15 protein-coding genes are annotated in these 15,978 nt (G+C 72.9%); 7 read left to right on the top strand and 8 right to left on the bottom strand.

Features of this window, described 5'->3' with window-relative positions:
• Positions 1-336 precede the first annotated feature (336 nt).
• Positions 337-1,530, bottom strand: coding sequence for an acyl-CoA dehydrogenase family protein (locus M4960_RS01520; RefSeq protein WP_173168593.1), 1,194 nt, complete (start codon positions 1,528-1,530; stop codon positions 337-339).
• 23 nt (positions 1,531-1,553) lie between these two features.
• On the opposite strand from M4960_RS01520, the gene M4960_RS01515 reads away from it, so the two are divergent.
• Positions 1,554-2,348 carry an SGNH/GDSL hydrolase family protein gene (locus tag M4960_RS01515; protein ID WP_111084173.1) on the top strand — a complete coding sequence of 265 codons (795 nt, stop codon included), beginning with the start codon at positions 1,554-1,556 and terminating at the stop codon, positions 2,346-2,348.
• A 3-nt stretch (positions 2,349-2,351) separates the two neighbouring features.
• Here the strand turns inward: M4960_RS01515 and M4960_RS01510 are convergent, their stop codons facing one another.
• The 4 genes from M4960_RS01510 to M4960_RS01495 are packed head-to-tail and all read right to left on the bottom strand — an operon-like array spanning position 2,352 to position 6,906.
• A complete protein-coding gene (locus M4960_RS01510) occupies positions 2,352-3,698 on the bottom strand; it encodes a serine hydrolase (RefSeq protein ID WP_248703294.1) in 1,347 nt (448 codons plus the stop codon).
• 50 nt (positions 3,699-3,748) lie between these two features.
• Positions 3,749-4,978 carry a D-alanyl-D-alanine carboxypeptidase family protein gene (locus tag M4960_RS01505; RefSeq protein ID WP_248703293.1) on the bottom strand — a complete coding sequence of 410 codons (1,230 nt, stop codon included), beginning with the start codon at positions 4,976-4,978 and terminating at the stop codon, positions 3,749-3,751.
• 25 nt (positions 4,979-5,003) lie between these two features.
• Positions 5,004-5,582 (bottom strand): DUF1097 domain-containing protein, encoded by a 579-nt coding sequence (locus M4960_RS01500; RefSeq protein ID WP_235035823.1) that lies wholly within the window; start codon positions 5,580-5,582, stop codon positions 5,004-5,006.
• On the bottom strand, positions 5,575-6,906 hold the full coding sequence (locus tag M4960_RS01495) for an amidohydrolase family protein (RefSeq protein ID WP_248703292.1): 1,332 nt from the start codon (positions 6,904-6,906) through the stop codon (positions 5,575-5,577). The genes M4960_RS01500 and M4960_RS01495 overlap by 8 nt, the downstream gene beginning before the upstream one ends.
• A 146-nt stretch (positions 6,907-7,052) precedes the next feature.
• Here M4960_RS01495 and M4960_RS01490 point away from each other — a divergent pair, with 146 nt between their 5' ends.
• The 3 genes from M4960_RS01490 to M4960_RS01480 are packed head-to-tail and all read left to right on the top strand — an operon-like array spanning position 7,053 to position 10,428.
• Positions 7,053-7,745 (top strand): FadR/GntR family transcriptional regulator, encoded by a 693-nt coding sequence (locus M4960_RS01490; RefSeq protein ID WP_248703291.1) that lies wholly within the window; start codon positions 7,053-7,055, stop codon positions 7,743-7,745.
• Complete coding sequence (locus M4960_RS01485) at positions 7,745-8,845, top strand: acetamidase/formamidase family protein (protein WP_248703290.1); 1,101 nt, start codon at positions 7,745-7,747, stop codon at positions 8,843-8,845. Before M4960_RS01490 ends, M4960_RS01485 begins: the two co-directional genes overlap by 1 nt.
• Entirely contained in the window at positions 8,842-10,428 is a 1,587-nt protein-coding gene (locus tag M4960_RS01480; RefSeq protein WP_248703289.1) for an AtzH-like domain-containing protein, read from the top strand. The genes M4960_RS01485 and M4960_RS01480 overlap by 4 nt, the downstream gene beginning before the upstream one ends.
• A gap of 35 nt (positions 10,429-10,463) precedes the next feature.
• Here M4960_RS01480 and M4960_RS01475 read toward each other — a convergent pair whose 3' ends face one another.
• The gene (locus tag M4960_RS01475; RefSeq protein WP_248703288.1) at positions 10,464-11,282 is read right to left on the bottom strand and encodes an RNA methyltransferase; all 819 of its coding nucleotides are present in this window, start codon (positions 11,280-11,282) and stop codon (positions 10,464-10,466) included.
• 175 nt (positions 11,283-11,457) lie between these two features.
• On the opposite strand from M4960_RS01475, the gene M4960_RS01470 reads away from it, so the two are divergent.
• The 3 genes from M4960_RS01470 to M4960_RS01460 are packed head-to-tail and all read left to right on the top strand — an operon-like array spanning position 11,458 to position 13,738.
• A complete protein-coding gene (locus tag M4960_RS01470) occupies positions 11,458-12,294 on the top strand; it encodes a Sir2 family NAD-dependent protein deacetylase (RefSeq protein WP_248703586.1) in 837 nt (278 codons plus the stop codon).
• A 7-nt stretch (positions 12,295-12,301) separates the two neighbouring features.
• Positions 12,302-12,940 (top strand): histidine phosphatase family protein, encoded by a 639-nt coding sequence (locus M4960_RS01465; protein ID WP_248703287.1) that lies wholly within the window; start codon positions 12,302-12,304, stop codon positions 12,938-12,940.
• A 57-nt stretch (positions 12,941-12,997) separates the two neighbouring features.
• Positions 12,998-13,738, top strand: a complete 741-nt coding sequence (locus M4960_RS01460) for a hypothetical protein (protein WP_132100332.1) — start codon at positions 12,998-13,000, stop codon at positions 13,736-13,738.
• A 108-nt stretch (positions 13,739-13,846) separates the two neighbouring features.
• On the opposite strand, the gene M4960_RS01455 is transcribed toward M4960_RS01460, so the two are convergent.
• The gene (locus M4960_RS01455; RefSeq protein WP_248703585.1) at positions 13,847-14,920 is read right to left on the bottom strand and encodes a glycosyltransferase; all 1,074 of its coding nucleotides are present in this window, start codon (positions 14,918-14,920) and stop codon (positions 13,847-13,849) included.
• Positions 14,921-14,925: 5 nt separating this feature from the next.
• Positions 14,926-15,933 carry an alpha/beta fold hydrolase gene (locus tag M4960_RS01450; RefSeq protein WP_248703286.1) on the bottom strand — a complete coding sequence of 336 codons (1,008 nt, stop codon included), beginning with the start codon at positions 15,931-15,933 and terminating at the stop codon, positions 14,926-14,928.
• Positions 15,934-15,978: the final 45 nt, after the last annotated feature.

Genomic DNA, 15,978 nt, shown 5'->3' with positions numbered 1-15,978 from the left:
CCAATCGTACCGGATGCTAACTATCCGGTCGTGCGGTCGGCAGCCGCACGGTGCGGCCTTCGGCGCTCGGTGCGAGGTTGATCGCTCCGTGCGGCGCTACAGGGCCGCACGAGGCGAGCAACCTCGCACGGGCTCACAAGTCCCGCACCGTGCTACCGTCGCCGATCCGTGCCGGGTTGATCGCTCCGTGCGGCGCTACAGGGCTGCACGAGGCGGGCAACCTCGCACGGACTCACGCGCTCTGCACCGTGCGACCGTCGCACCGCACCGCACCGGGCCGGGCGCGCGACCGCACCGGGCCGGGCGCGCGACCGCTCCAGGCCGCACGCGACCGCGTCAGGCGGGCGGACCGAGCACCGACGCCGCGAGCGTCCGCGCCGCCGAGTCCCGCGACGACGGGTGGTACTGGCCGGCCCGGACGTCGCGCGCCAGGCGGGCGAGTTCGCTCGAGGACCGGAACGCCGAACCCCCGACCACCCGCATGGCCTCGTCCACCACGTGCTGCGCGGTGTCCACCGCCCGCGCCTTCGTGCCGACGAGCAGCGGGAACCACCGGGCGCCGAGGTCGTCCTGTTCGTCCACCGACCGGGCGAGCGCGTCGACCTGCAGGGTGATCGCGTCGACGGCGCCGCGAAGGTCCGCGATCGCACGCCGGACGTCCGGGTCCTGCGACCGGAGCGAGCCGTCGGCCGCGACGCGACGTCCGACGGCGGACACCGCCAGCGTGATCGCACGTTCGGCGATCCCGACGTACACCGAGGCGATGAGCAGCTCGAACGCCGCGAAGACCCCGAACACGAGCGGGTCCTGGTTCGGCCCGACCGGCAGCGACCGGACGATGCGGTCGGCGGGGACGTGCACGCCGTGCAGCTTCGTCGTGCGGCTCTGCGTGGCCCGCATGCCGAGGGTGTCCCAGTCGTCCAGGTGCTCGACGTCGCCGTCGGACCGGAGCACGAAGCCGTGCACCAGCCGCGGTTCCGGGCCGGAGGTGTCCTTGCCGAACACGCTCAGGACGTCCCACGCCGGTGCGAGCGAGGTGAAGACCTTGGTGCCGGTGAAGCGGTACCCGCCGTCGCCGTCCGGCTCCGCCGTCGTCGACGAGTCGAACAGGACGGCGTCGTTGCCGGGTTCGCTCACCCCGAACGCCAGCAGGTGGTCGTCCGACGCGTGGTCGGTGACGGCCTGGAGGAACGACGCACCTCGCGCAGTCACGGCGCGCGCCGCCTGCACCCACACCTGGTGCATCCCCAGGCCGAGCGCCGTCGCCGGCGCGGCCTGGGCGAGGGTCCGCTGGACGGCGGCCGTGGCGCGGAGTCCGAGCCCGAAGCCGCCCTGCGCCACCGGCACCCCGATGCGCAGGTAGCCCGCGGCGCGGAGTCCCTCGAGGTCCTCGGCGCAGAACGCGTTCGCGGCGTCGTACCCGGGGGCGCGTTCGGCGATGCGGGCGAGCAGGTCGTCCGGCACGGTCCAGGCGGCTGCGTCCGTGCCGGCGTCCGCGCCGGCGGCTGCGCCCGTGTTGGCCTTCGTCATGGCACGAGACTATGGTCCGGAGCGTGTCAGATCGTCATCCGTGGTCCAGGTACGTCGCGATCGGTGACTCGTTCACCGAGGGGATCGGCGACCCCGACCCCACCGTCCCCGGGGGGAACCGGGGCTGGGCGGACCGGGTCGCCGAGGTGCTCGCCCACGGGTCCGACGACTTCGCGTACGCCAACCTGGCGATCCGCGGGCGGCTGCTGCAGCAGATCATCGACGAGCAGGTCGAACCGGCGCTCGCGCTCCGTCCGGACCTGGTCACGGTCTCCGCCGGGGGCAACGACATCATCCGGCCGGGCTCCGATCCGGACGAACTCGCCGAGCGGGTGGACGCCATGGTGTCCAGGCTGCGGAGCGACGGCGCCACCGTGGTCCTGTTCACCGGGCCCGACGTCGGCATGACGCCGGTGCTCGGCATGGTGCGCGGCAAGACGGCGATCTACAACGAGAACCTGCACGCGATCGCCCTGAAGCACGGCGCACTGGTGGCGGACATGTGGGCGCTCCGGGTGCTCCGCGACCCGCGCATGTGGGCACCGGACCGGCTGCACCACTCCCCCACGGGGCACGCCACGATCGCCGCCGCGGTGCTCGACGCCCTCGGCGTGCCGCACGGCCTCGAGCCGTTCAACCCCGAACCGCTCGAGGCGCGGCCGTGGCGTGAGGCCCGCGCCGAGGACCTCGGCTGGGCGAAGGAGTACCTGGTGCCGTGGGTCGTCCGGCGCATCAAGCACACCTCGTCGGGCGACGGTGTCTCCGCCAAGCGCCCCGAGCTGCAGGACGTCGTCGAGCACAAGTCCGACACCCCGTAGCGGTCAGTCCGCCGGGCGCCGCAGTGTGAGCGCACCGTCGTGCAGCGGTTCGGTCTCCCACGCGATGGTGACGGCACCGGAGTGCCGGTCGATCCGGACGTGGGCCAGGTGCGGGGTCTCGATGAACCGCACGTCGACGAGCACGGTCTGGCCGTCAGCATCGACGGCGCCGCTCGCCGCAAGCGGTCCCTCGACCGACCACTCCCCCTGGCCGACCGGCACCGTCAGGGTCCCGCCGTCGACGTCGAGCGTGAGGCGCCACCCCGCGGCCTCGTGGGCCAACGGACCGACGTCGGCGACGCCCTGGAGCGAGCCGCCACTCACCGCGGGCAGTCCCAGGGAGGCGAGCCGGGCCTCCAGGGCGGTGTCCGAACCCGTGTCGGACGGACGGTCGACGGCGGGCAGCAGGTGCTGCCAGGCCGCGTCGAGGACCGCCTGCATGTCGAGGCTCTGCCCCGTGATCGCGAGGACGACGTCGAGCTCCGGCAGGACGACGCAGAACTGACCGTAGGCGCCGTCGCCGCGGAAGCCGTGGCGGGCCATCCAGAACTGGAAGCCGTAGCCCTGCGACCAGTCCGGGTTCTCCTCGGCCGGGTTCTCGATCTGCTTGCGCGTGGCGGCCGCGACCCAGTCCTCGTCGAGGATCCGCTCGCCGTCCCACAGACCGCGCTGCAGGTACAGCTGTCCGAGCGCGGCGACCGCCGAGGTCGGCGCGTAGCACCCGCTGAAGCCGAGCTCGGCGCCCGTCTCGTCGCGGCGCCAGGCGAGGTCGTCGATGCCGAGCGGGTCGAGCAGACGTGGACGCAGGTAGTCGACCAGCGAACCACCGCTGACCCGCCGGACGATCGCGCCCAGCGTGTACGTGCACGGCTGGTTGTAGGCGAAGACGGTGCCGGGCTCCTCGTCCGGCGGCGTGAGCAGGAAGCCGCGGACGAGGTTCGTCGGGTCGGCGGCGCGTGCTCGATCGAGCGCTTCTTCGCGGTGCCCGCTCGCCATCGCGAGCAGGTGCCGGACCCGGATGCGGCGGCTGCGTTCGTCCGTGATCTCGTCGTCGAGCTCGGGGAAGTACGACAGTGCGGTCGCGTCGAGTTCGATCAGTCCCTCGCGCACGGCGATGCCCACCGCCGCTGCGGTGAAGCTCTTGCTGAGCGAGTAGAGCAGGTGCGCCCGGTCGGCCGCGTACGGCTGCCACCACCCCTCGGCGACGACCTGGCCGTGGCGGAGCAGCATCAGGCTGTGCGGCTCGACGCCGGGGGTCGACTCGAGGGCGTCGACGAACGCGAGCACACCGCGGGCGTCGATGTCGAGGGCAGAGGGGGTGGTCCGGGGGAACGTCTTCGTCGTCGTCACCCGTCCGACAGTACGGACTCCGGGTGGTGCGCGTCAGCGCGCGAGCGCCGTCAGCCCTGGAACGGGTTCGTCCAGCGCCACCAGACTCCGGGGTCGTCGATCGTCCGCTCGAGCACGAGCGGCACCGTGACCGGGTCGTGGTTCGTCACCGTGAAGCGGACCTTCCCGACCTGCTCGCCCTTCGTCCCGAGGGTGACCTCGTCGAGGTGCGCCTTCGCCCGGACCTTCGTCTTGCCCCAGACGAGGACCTCGGCCGCCTTCGCGGTGACGGCGTCGGCCTCGTCCTGCCAGGGGGTGGAGAACGAGCCGAAGGTCTGGCCGGCGTGGGTCAGGGGCACGACCTGGAAGTTGTCCGCGACCGACCGGAGCAGCCGTTGCACGTCGACGTCGAGCGAGTCGTGGTCGACCCCGCCGAGCATCACGCCGATGATGGTGACTTCGCGGCCGCCGCGCTCGTAGGTCGCGGCGAACAGCAGGCATGCGCCGGCCTCGTCGAGGGTGCCGGTCTTGATGCCCTCGATGCCGTCCAGGCCGAGCAGCTTGTTCGAGTTCTCGATCTCGCCGACCGTCGGGATCGTGACGTCCTTGGTGCCGACGATCTCCTTGACCACCGGGTTCGCGAGCGCAAGCTGCCCGAGGTCGACCAGGTCGGTCGCGGTCGAGGTGTTCTGCGGGTCGAGACCGGTCGGCTCGTGGATCGTGGTGTCGTCGAGGTCGTGCTCCTCGAGCCACTTCGTCGCCGCCTGCTCGTACTCGGCGATCGACCCGAACGCCCAGATGGCGAGGGCGCCGGCGTAGTTGTTCGCCGACTTCATGAGCATCACCTGGAACGCCTGGTGCTCGGTGAGCTTCAAGCCGGCGGGCATCGGCGCGACCTCGCCGTTCATCGCCGCGTACTTGGCGTAGAGCGACTCCATCTTCGGCGTGAAGGTGATCGCCGGGCCGGACTCCCCCAGCGCCATCGGCTTCTCGTCGAGGACCACGAGCGCCGTGACGATCTTGGTGATGCTCGCGATCGACCGGGGCTTCGTGTCACCGCTGGTGCGCAGGCTCTCCGGGAAGTCGGTGGCCTCGACCGCGGTGGCGCCGTAGCCCGGGAAGCTCAGCGCCGGCACGCTCGACGTCGGGGCCGAGTACGTGGTGGTCGCGGCGCTCGCCGGACCGAACGGCACGACGGCGGCGGCCACGAGGTACCCGGCGACGAGCACCAGGACCGCGACGACGGAGATCGTCACGGGCCTCCGGACGGCGGAGCGGGGGCGACGGACGACTCGTGACACGGGAACCGAGCGTACCGGTCGGTGCCTAGACCCTGGCTGCGACCGGCTGCTCGACGGCGGGGGTCGTCGTGGGCGTGTCCGTCGTCGCGCCGGGCTGGGTCGGCCGCGCGAACGTCAGCCGCCGGGACAGGTACGCGAACACCGGACCGAGTGCGTTCATCACGACGACCGACGCCCATGCCGCCCACGCGTTGCCCGGATCGAACCCGAAGCCGCCGAAGCACGTGGCGAAGAAGGACGCGAACCCGAGGAACATGCCGGGCACGAGCCCGAACAGCCGCGTCCGACCCGTGTACATCAGCGCGCAGTTGACGACCAGGATCAGCAGCGCGAGCACGGTGTTCTGCGCGGCCTGCCCCTCGCCGAGCACGGTGCCGAACCGCTGGTCGAGCAGCACGATCACGAGGCCGAAGGCGGACCCGATCGGCATCGCCGCCCAGAGCCGGGTGGCGTTCCGGAGCGTGGGCTTCGCCCCGAGCAGGAACATCCCCGCCCAGCTGATGAAGATCGCCCAGGTGGGCAGGTGCAGCGCGTTGCCGCCGATGAACGCCGTGGTGCCGGCGAGGACCGAGGCGACGATCTCGTGCGGGATCCGTTCACGCATGGGTGAGTTCCTTCGATCGAGTGGTGGACCCGGTGGTGAGTCGGGTGGTCCTGGTGGTCTCCGCGACGACGCGGCCGCGCTTGACCACGAGGTTCCGATCGGGGCGGTCGAGCAGGACGCCCGCGGGGTCGGTCGTCGACAGGACGACGAGGTCGGCGGCGGCTCCGGGCCGGATGCCGTGGGTCTCGGAGACCCCGACGACGCGGGCCGCGGACGACGTGGCCATCTCGAGCACGCGCCCGAGGTCGGCCGGGCCGGACAGGTGCCCCACCTGCGCGAGCAGCAACCCGATGTCGAGCAGGTCCGCGTTGCCGAACGGCGTGAACGCGTTGCGGACGTTGTTCGACGAGTAGGCGCTCGTGACGCCGGCGTCCCAGAGCTCGCGCACCGGGACGACCCCTCGGCGGACGTCTCGGTCGTCCGAGCGACCGCCGAGGTGCAGGTCCGTGGCGGGCAGCGGCACCACCGCGACACCCGCTGCTGCGAGTTTCGCGAGCACGGCGCTGCGCGAGACCGGGGGCAGACTGGCGAGCGAGGTCACGTGTCCGAGGGCGACCCGGTCCCGCAGCCCGCGAGCGGCGACACGGTCGGCGATGTGCCCGGCGAGGGCGAACCGCGGGTCGGACGTGTCGTCGGCGAAGTCGGCGTGCAGGTCGGCCGGCACGTCGAACTCCTCGGCGAGGTCGAGGACGGTCTCGATGTGCTCGTGGCATGCAGCCAGGGTCGCCTCGTTGTAGGTGCAGCCACCGATCACGTCGGCCCCGGCGGCGAGCGCCTGGCGGAGCAGGGCGAGCGTGCCCGGCGCCTTCGCGATCCCCTCCTGTGGGAACGCGACGATCTGCAGGTCCAGGGCGTCGCGGTACTCGTCGCGCAGGGCGAGGAGCACCTCGACGCCGGTCAGTCCGACGACGGGGTCGACGTCGGGGTGCGCCCGGACGAGTGTCGTGCCGTTGGCGATCGCCTGGTCGAGCAGGGTCCGGGCGCGGTCGCGGACGGAGTCGTGGGTGAAGCCGCGTTTGAGCTCCCCCGTCACCGCGATCGCGCCGGCGAGGGTGCCGTCGGGGTTCGGTCGTTCGCGGTCGAGCAGTGCCTTGTCGACGTGCAGGTGGGACTCGATGAGCCCCGGGATCACGACGCGACCGGCACAGTCCACGACGCGCGCCGCCTCGGTCGGCTCGACCTCCGTGCCCGCTTCGGCGACCTCCGTGCCCGCTTCGGCGACCTCTGTGCCCGCTTCGGCGACCCGGACGATCGTGCCGTCGGCGACGTGGACGTCGACCAGGCGGCCGTCGGTCAGGCGGGCCGTGCGCAGGATCAGGTCCATGGTGGGGTCTTCCTCGGATCGGATGGATCGGACGTGACCCACCCTTCGCCCGCCGTGTTTCCGACTCGGACGCCACGTGTGACGAGCGTGTAAAAGTTGGTCGTACCAATGAACCAAGTGGACCAACGGACCCTAGCCTCCTGTCCATGCAGAGAGGCCGCACCCTGAGCGCCGCGACCGCCGCGCACCTGGCCCGCCTGGTGCTCGAGGACCTGGCACCCGGCGACAAGCTCCCGCCGGAACGGACCCTGGCCGAGGACCTCGCCGTGTCCCGCACCACGGTGCGTGAGGCCATGCGGGAGCTCGAGCGCCGCAGACTCGTCTCCCGGACACCCGGCCGTGGCACCGTCGTGCTGCCGCGCTCCGAGGAGGCGACCGCCCTGCTCGAGCAGCAGACGGGCGCAGCGCACGGCGACGACCTGGCACGGCGGGCCGAGCACGTCGCCGAGTTCCGCACGGTGGTCGAACCCCGGGTCGCCGGTCTCGCCGCCGTCCGTGCCGGCGAAGCGGACCTGCTCGCCCTCGAACGCATCCTCGCCGCCACGCACGCGGGACTCAGTCCCGAGGAGTCGCTGGCACAGGACGTCGCCTTCCACGTGCAGGTCGCGCGCACCTCCGGCAACCCGCTGCTGGTGTCCCTGTGCGAGCTCAGCAGCGGGTGGGTGCAGGACGTCCGTGCCCGGTCGCACAGCACCAGCGAAGGTCGCCGCTCGTCGTTCGTCTGGCACGAACGGATCCTCGACTGCATCCGACGGCACGACGAGGACGGCGCCCGTGACGCGATGACCGCCCACCTCGCCGACGTAGCCCACCTCGTCGAACGGAAGGCTGACCGATGATGACCACACACACCCCCGCGATCCCGACCCTGCAGCCCGGCGCCGGCCCGATCCGGTCCGGCCGCTACCTGCCCGTCGACCCGGACACGGTCCTGTGGGGTCGGCTGCCGAACGCCGACGACCGGCCGGTCATCACGATCGCGTCCGGCGAGGACGTCACGATCGACACCGTCAGCCACGAGGGGATCCTGCCCGACCAGGGCAGCGACCCCCGCGCGTACTTCGCGTCGCACGGCGTCGCCGCCGAGCACGTCCTCGACGACGCCGTCGCGATCGCCAGGAGCGGCCACCGGGACCCCGCCACCGACGGCCCGCACGTGGTCTCCGGTCCGATCGCCATCGCGGGCGCCGAGCCGGGCGACGTCCTGACCATGACGGTGCTCGAGACACTGCCACGGGTGCACTACGGCGTCGTGTCGAACCGGCACGGCCGCGGCGCCCTGCACGGCGAGTACCCGGTCGACGGCACCACGGTCAGCGTCTTCGCCGACGTGGTCGAGACGGCCGTAGGTCAACGGGGCCGCATCCCCCTGACCGGCGCCGGCGACCGCTTCGCGCACTTCCCGCTCGCTCCCTTCCTCGGGATCATGGGCGTCGCCACCCCCGGCGAGCGGCTGCACTCGGTGCCGCCGGGCCGGCACGGCGGCAACGTCGACGTGAACCTGCTGCAGGTCGGCGCGCAGCTGCACCTGCCGGTCCTGGTCCCCGGAGCGCTCGCGTACGTCGGTGACCCGCACTTCGCGCAGGGGGACGGCGAGGTCGCGCTCACCGCGATGGAGGCGTCGCTCCGCGCGACCGTCCGGTTCGACGTGACACCCGCCGCCGAGGCCGCGCAGCAGTTCGGCGACCTGGTCTGGCCGCTCGTCGAGACCCACGAGTTCCTCGTGCCGACGGGCATGGACCCGGACCTCGACGAGGCCGTCCGCGCCTGTGTCCGGCACGCGGTCGCGATCCTCGGTGCCCGCTGGGGCATGGAGCCGCACCTGGCGTACGCCTACCTGTCGGCGGCGACGGACTTCAACATCTCGCAGGTGGTCGACCTGGTCACCGGCGCGCACGCCCGCATCCGCAAGGCCGACTTCGAGGAGCCCACCCGATGACCGCAGGAGCACCGGAGGGCTTGCTCGACGCGCTCGACGCGTACGAGTCCGCCCTCGCCGCGAACGACCTCGATGCCCTCGACGCCGCGTTCGTCGACGCCCCCGGCACGATGCGCGGTGACGACCGCGGCCTGCTCGTCGGGCACGACGCGATCAGCGCGTTCCGCGGGGCACGGGGTGGGGTCCAGGCCCGGTCGCTGACGCGCGTCGAGGTCCGCCCCCTGGCCGAGGGACTCGCCCTCGTCGTGTCGGTGTCCGAGTTCGCGGCGGGCGGGCAGGGCCTCCAGACGCAGCTGTGGCGACGCGACAGCAACAGCGACAGCAACAGCAACAGCAACAGCAACAGCAACAGCGACCACGGCGACGCCGGTCCGCGCTGGCGCATCGAGGCAGCCCACGTCACCGGCCGCCCGAAGGCCTTCGACACCACCGTCTGGCGCGCCGTCGGCGACCCGCTCGTCGCCCCCACCGCGTCCGGACCGCTCGACGGGCTCACCGTCGCGGTGAAGGACCTCTACGCCGTCCCCGGCCAGCCCGTCGGCGCCGGCAACCCGACCTACCTGCGCGAGTCCCCCGTCCAGGCGACGCCGGCCGCGGCCGTCGCGGCGCTCCTCGACGCCGGCGCCGCGATCCGCGGCATCGCGCGCACCGACGAGTTCGCCTACAACCTGACGGGACGCAACGAACACCACGGCACCCCGCCCAACGGGGCGGTTCCGACCCGACTGCCAGGAGGCTCGTCCAGCGGATCCGCATCGGCTGTCCGTCTCGGCACGGCCGAGATCGGGATCGGCACGGACACCGCGGGATCGGTGCGGGTCCCCGCCTCGTACCAGGGACTCTGGGGCCTCCGGACGACCCACGGCGCGGTCTCCCGCGACGGGCTGCTCGCCCTCGCACCGTCGTTCGACACGGTGGGGTGGCTCACCCGGAGCGCCGAGGTCCTGCTCGCGGCGCTCGACGCCACGGTGTCGTCGGATCCGGACGCTCGTGCGGAGCCGGAACTACTCGTACCCGCCGAGCTCCTGGACCTCGTCGAGCCGGCCGTCGCCCGGGCCTTCACCGCGTTCGTCGCCGGACAGGGCCACCCGATCGGCACCGTGCAGCTCGCCGACCTCGGGATCCCGCCCCTCGACGACCTGCGTGAACTGCTGCGCCTCGTGCAGGCCGCCGAGGCCGTCGCCGCCCACGGTGCCTGGAGCGACGCCCACCCCGGCGCCCTGAGCACCGTCGTCGGCGACCGGTTCGCCGCCGCCCGGGCGAACGACCCCGCAGCCACCGCCGACGCCGTCGCGCGACTCGACGACGTCCGCGCGACGATCCGCACGGCGCTCGCCGGCCGGACCCTGCTGTTCCCGACGGTCCCGGGGCCGGCACCGCTCATCGCCGCCGACACCGCGGCGCTCGAACGCACCCGGACCGCGACGACGGCGATGACGAGCCTCGCGAGCGTCGGCGGCACACCGGCGGTCAGCGCTCCGGCGCTCACCGTCGACGGAGCCCCCGTCGGCGTGTGCCTGGTCGGCGAACCGGGCACCGACCGTGCCCTGGTGATCCGCGCCGGACGGATGCTGCAGCGCTGAGGCGAGCCGGGCCTCCCGGTCCGCCCGTGGCGTGGCTAGGAGGCGAGCCGCTGGGCCTGGGTGACCGCCCACAGTCCGACGGCGCTCGCCGCGGCGATGTTGAGCGAGTCGACGCCGTGCGCCATCGGGATCCGCACCGTGGTGTCCGCCGACGCGATCGCGGCGGGCGTCAGCCCCTGCCCCTCGGTGCCCATGACGAGCGCGACCTTGCCGGGGACGTCCCGGGTGAACTCGGCGAGGTCGACCGACTCGTCGGTGAGCGCCATCGCGGCGAGGTGGAAGCCCTGCGCGCGCAGTTCCTCGCCCGCCGCCGGCCACTCGCCGATGCGGGTCCACGGGATCTGCAGGACCGTGCCCATGCTCACCCGGACGCTCCGGCGGTACAGCGGGTCGGCGCAGCGCGGGCTGACGAGGACCGCGTCCGCGCCCAGGCCGGCGACGCTGCGGAAGACGGCGCCGACGTTCGTGTGGTCGACGATGTCCTCGAGCACGACGACGAGCTTCGCGTCCCGCACCACCTCGGCGACGGTCGGCAGCTCGGGGCGCTGCACGGCGGCGATCGCGCCACGGTGCATGCGGAAGCCGGTGAGCTCCTCGAGCAGGGCGTCCGGGCCCACGAAGACCGGGCCGTCGTGCTCCGCGACCAGGGGCAGCACGCTGTCGAGCCACTTCTCCTGCACCAGGATGCTCCGCGGGGTGTGCCCGGCACGGACCGCGCGCTCGATGACCGTGTTCGACTCGGCGATGTACAGGCCGCCCTCCGGTTCGCTCACCCGGCGGAGCGCCACGTCGGTCAGCCGGGCGAAGTCGTCGAGGCGGGGGTCGTCGAGGGAGTCGATGCGGACGGGGTGCACGGGGCTCGTTTCGGTGTGGTGCAGGTGGTGGGCCAACCGGTGTCTCGCCGCGTCTCGCCGAAGGGGGAAGCGACCGGGACGGTCGGCTGTTGAGGGTACCGTGAACAGGGTGCTGGATGATGCTGGGTCGACGACCGGACCGCCCACCGGGGCGCCGACCGGTCAGCCGACCGGTCTGCCGACCGCGGCGGACCTCGACCGCGTGCTCGAGGTGCTCGCCGGCAAGCGCGTCGCCGTGCTCTCCGGGGCCGGCCTGAGCACCGACTCCGGCATCCCCGACTACCGCGGCGCCGGGCGGGTCGTGCGCAAGCCGATGACCTTCCAGGAGTTCCGCGCCGACGCCGCCAAACGGCAGCGGTACTGGGCCGGCTCGCACCTCGGCTGGCGGAGCTTCGCCGCCGCCCGACCGAACGAGGGGCACCGGGCGCTCGCCGCCCTCGAGGACGCCGGTGTCGTCACGGGCGTCATCACGCAGAACGTCGACGGCCTGCACCTGCGCGCCGGATCCCGCCGCGTGGTCGAGATCCACGGGTCGATGGACCGCGCCCTCTGCCTGACGTGCGGGCAGGTGTTCTCCCGCGCCGACCTCGCCACGACCATCGACCGTGCCAACCCGTGGATCGACGAGCCCGGCTCGGTGCAGCTGCAGCCCGACGGCGACGTCGAGATCGCCGACGTCGAGCGCTTCGTGGTGCCGGACTGCTCGGTGTGCGGCGGGATGCTCAAGCCCGACGTCGTCTTCTTCGGCGAGTTCGTGCCCACCGAGAAGTTCCACGAGGCGGTGTCGATCGTCGCCGACGCCGAGGCGCTGCTCGTGGTGGGGTCGTCGCTGACGGTGAACTCCGGCGTGCGGCTCGTCGACCACGCTGCCCGCCGCAAGAACCCGGTGGTCATCGTGAACCGCGGTGCGACCCGCAGCGACCGCCGCGCCGCCGTGAAGCTCGACGGCGGGACGACCGAGACGCTGGTGCACCTGGCCGAGCGGCTCGGTCCAGCGCGGCGTCTGGGATGATCGACGGGTGACGACGCTCCTGTACCTGGTCCGGCACGGTGAGACCGACTGGAACGCGCAGCGCCGCATCCAGGGTTCCACCGACATCCCGCTCAACGACACCGGACGGCGACAGGCCACCGAGGCCGCCGAACTCCTCACCCGCCGGCAGTTCGACGCCGTCGTCGCCTCGCCGCTGTCCCGCGCCGCCGAGACCGGGACGATCATCGCCGACCGGCTCGGCCTCGCGGCGCCCGTGACGTACGCCGGGCTGGCCGAACGCGCCTACGGCGAAGCCGAGGGGCTCACCGACACCGAGGTCACGGCGGAGTACCCGCACGACGACATCCCGGGCCGCGAGTCCCGGTCCGCGCTGCTTGCCCGCATCACCGAGACGCTCGGTGAGATCGCGGTGCGCTTCGACGGCGGGGTCGTGGTCGTCGCCACCCACGGCGCGGTGATCCGGAGCGTGGTCAACGAGGCGGCGCCCGGCACCGCCGACCGGCACGCCACCCCGATCCGCAACGGCTCGATCCACTCGTTCCGCTGGGACCCCGAACGCTTCCACGCGGAGCTCGTCCGCTTCGACGACCCGATCGACGACGTCTCGGACGGGCCCGGGCGGTACGCGTTCGACTACCAGAACCCGCTGGAACGCCGGGGCTGAGCGGGCGGCGCGGCCGTCCTGCGACTAGGCTCCGACGCACCCGAACCAGGGGGCGACATGGTGACCGACGGAACCGACCCGGGTGGCTGGCAAGCCACTGACCAGCAGGACGACGACCTCGACCGTGCCTTCGGCCCCGAGACCGCCAGCGTGCAGACCCGCACGATCGGGCAACGGGCACGCACCTGGCTCGTCATCGGCGGCAGCACCGTCGTCGTCGCCGGGGTGATCGCCCTCGTGCTCGGTACCATCATCGGCAGCGTGCAGACCGGCATCGGCGGCGTGTTCCCCCGGCCGGACCTGGCACTCGACCGCCTCGACGACCGGCTCGCCGACGTGCCGGGCGTCACCGAGGTCCGCCACCACCCGGCCGAGAAGACCGGCTTCGCGAGCTACGACGCCACCGCGACGATCACGGCCGACCCGTCGCTCGACGCCGCCGCGCGCACCGACCTGGTCGAGACGCTGAGCCGCGCGACCGACTCGTCCGGTGGCAACGGCGTCCGGGTCGTCGCGATCGCCGACCTCGGCACCCTCGAGGTGGGTGTCTCCGACTCGCGCACGGTGACCGCGAAGCGCCTGGTACTGGCGGACACGCTCGACCACATCGGCGGGGTCACGGCCGTCCGCTGCTCGTGGGAACGCGGTGGCACGCCATCGGACCGCGCCGCCGACCAGTCGATCGTCGTCGAGACCCCGGGGCGAGGGGCCGCCGTCCCGCCGATCGTGGCGCGGGTGACCGAGGAGACGCACAAGGTGTTCCCCGGGGCGAGCGTCGAGGTGGTCGCGGCGAAGTAGCGGTCGCCGGTCGGGTGGCCGACGCGGAACGACGAATCCGATGTCGTACGACGTCGACGTTGTCGCATCGCATCGCATCGACCGACGCGCCCCGCCCCGCGCCCCCCGCTACCGCGCGCGCCGGTCGGCCACGGCCCGCTCGACCGCCCGCACGACCTGCTCCGCCGAGTCCTGCCACCGGAACCGCGCGGCCCGCTCGACTGACTGCGCCGAGGCCTCGTCCCACCGCTCCTCGACCCGCCGCACCGCAGCCGCCACCGCCGACGGCGACGCCGGGTCGAAGTACTCGGCCGCATCGCCCCCGATCTCGCGGAAGATCGGGATGTCGCTCACGACGACCGGGGTCCCGACGCCCATCGCCTCGACCAGCGGGATGCCGAAGCCCTCGTCGTACGACGCCGTCGCCAGGGCCGTGGCGGATCGGAGCACCGACAGGTACTCCTCGTCCGTGGCACCGTCGTGGAACACGATCGAGCCGGCCGGCGCGAGCCCCTCGATCCTCGCGCGGTCGGCGTCGGACACCCGCGACATGCAGTGCAGGGTCCAGTCCGCTCCGAGGAGGGGTAGCGCGGCCGCCAACGTCTCCACGTTCTTGTACGGCATGAACGACCCCATGTAGACGAGCGAGCGCTCCCGCGGCGCACTCGCCGCACGCGGAGTCGCCGGGTCGGCAGCGTTGTACGCCACCGTCACCGGACGCTTCGTCAGCCGGTGCCCGGCGATGAGCCCCGCGGTGGTCTCGGACACCGTGACCACCCCGTCGGCACCGTTCAGCAGGACGCGCTGCGGCACCCACGACAGGTGGAACGCGCGCCACCCGAGCCGGAGCGGCCACGAGAACTCGCGCGGAGGCGTCCGGTTCCGGTAGTAGATCAGGTCGTGCAGGGTGAGCACGAGTGCGTAGTCGCGCCCCCGCGAGCCCATCGTCTGCATCGGCGAGAACACCGCGTCGAGGCCGAGCCGGTTCACCCGCCGTGCGACGAGCGGCTCCCCCGCGTCGGTGGGTGCCGGCAGCAGCTCCCACGGCAGGTCGCGCGGCAGCGACTCGAGCTGGCGCTCGTCGTGGATGAGCAGCACGACGTCGTGCCGGTCGGGCAGGTTCCAGGCCACTCCGGCGGTGAAGCGGCTGATGCCGTCGTGCCGACCGATCCGCACGTACCGGCAGTCGATGCCGATCCGCAGGCGCGTCACGCGTCGGACTCCTTCGCGTCGCTCGCCGTCGTCTTCGTCGCGGTCGTCCGGGAGGCCCGGCCCGTGCCCGACGATCGGCCCGCCTTGGTGCCGCGGCCCCGTCCAGGGCGCGCGGCCGTGTCCGCCATCCGGCGCAGCACCGCCGCAGCGGCCGGTGCCGGTGTCTCGTAGTGCACCAGGTGCCCGACCCCGGGGATGACCACGAGTTCGGCATCGCGGAGGCGGGCGGCCAGGGCGCGTTGCTCGGGGACGGCCGTGATGTCGTCGTGCTCCGCGGCGATCATCAGCACCGGCACGTCGATGCGGTCCGCGTACTCGGACACGTCATGGGTGACCGAGGTGCGGAACGCCTCGAGCACGCTCGTGCGGTTCGCGAAGGCCGAGAAGTACCGGTCGTGCTGGTCGTGCACCCAGCGGCGCATCCCCCGGTCGTGCGACTTGAGCATCGCGATGCTCATCACCCGCACGATGGCGGCGTTCCGCAGGATCCCGAGCCCGATCGGCTTCGGCAGCACCGCGCCGGCCCTGTAGTACCCGATCGCGATCCCGGTGCCCACGGCACGGGGTCCCTGCAGCGCCGGCGCGGCGATCGGGTTCACGAGGACGAGCAGCCGGGTGTCGAGCCCGGCAGCCACGGTGGCGGACACCACGATCGACCCGAACGAGTGGCCGAGGACGACGGCGTCGCGGCCGAGCCCGAGCGCCTCGTGGAACGCGCGCAGCCAGCCGACGTACGACTCGATGTCCGACACCGGCAACGGGTCGGACACGCCGAAGCCGGGCAGGTCGGGCACGATCACGCGGACGTCCTGCAGGTGCGCGGCGATCGTCTCGAGGCCGTGGTGGTCGCCGCGGAACCCGTGCACCGCCAGGACGGTCTGCGTCGCGTCGGACGGCCCGTACTCCCAGTAGTGCGTGGTTCGGCCGTCGACCTGCACGGACCGGTGGACCACCGGGGTGGCGGCCATGAGCGACTGGTACGGGGAGAGCACGGGCGGTTGCATCGGCGCCAGTCTACGAAGACAACCGCACGAAACCCCGGACACCCG

Origin of the sequence: Curtobacterium sp. MWU13-2055 (genome assembly GCF_023242305.1) — a bacterium.
Taxonomy (GTDB): domain Bacteria; phylum Actinomycetota; class Actinomycetes; order Actinomycetales; family Microbacteriaceae; genus Curtobacterium.
Note: the sequence above shows the minus strand (reverse complement) of the source record. Positions and strands in the feature narration are given on the sequence as shown.

Excerpts from the sequence above, each read along its gene's own strand:
- M4960_RS01520 (WP_173168593.1), bottom strand. The coding sequence starts at position 1,530 with ATGACGAAGGCCAACACGGGCGCAGCCGCCGGCGCGGACGCCGGCACG.
- M4960_RS01500 (WP_235035823.1), bottom strand. The coding sequence starts at position 5,582 with ATGCGTGAACGGATCCCGCACGAGATCGTCGCCTCGGTCCTCGCCGGC.
- M4960_RS01495 (WP_248703292.1), bottom strand. The coding sequence starts at position 6,906 with ATGGACCTGATCCTGCGCACGGCCCGCCTGACCGACGGCCGCCTGGTC.
- M4960_RS01490 (WP_248703291.1), top strand. The coding sequence starts at position 7,053 with ATGCAGAGAGGCCGCACCCTGAGCGCCGCGACCGCCGCGCACCTGGCC.
- M4960_RS01485 (WP_248703290.1), top strand. The coding sequence starts at position 7,745 with ATGACCACACACACCCCCGCGATCCCGACCCTGCAGCCCGGCGCCGGC.
- M4960_RS01480 (WP_248703289.1), top strand. The coding sequence starts at position 8,842 with ATGACCGCAGGAGCACCGGAGGGCTTGCTCGACGCGCTCGACGCGTAC.
- M4960_RS01460 (WP_132100332.1), top strand. The coding sequence starts at position 12,998 with ATGGTGACCGACGGAACCGACCCGGGTGGCTGGCAAGCCACTGACCAG.
- M4960_RS01450 (WP_248703286.1), bottom strand. The coding sequence starts at position 15,933 with ATGCAACCGCCCGTGCTCTCCCCGTACCAGTCGCTCATGGCCGCCACC.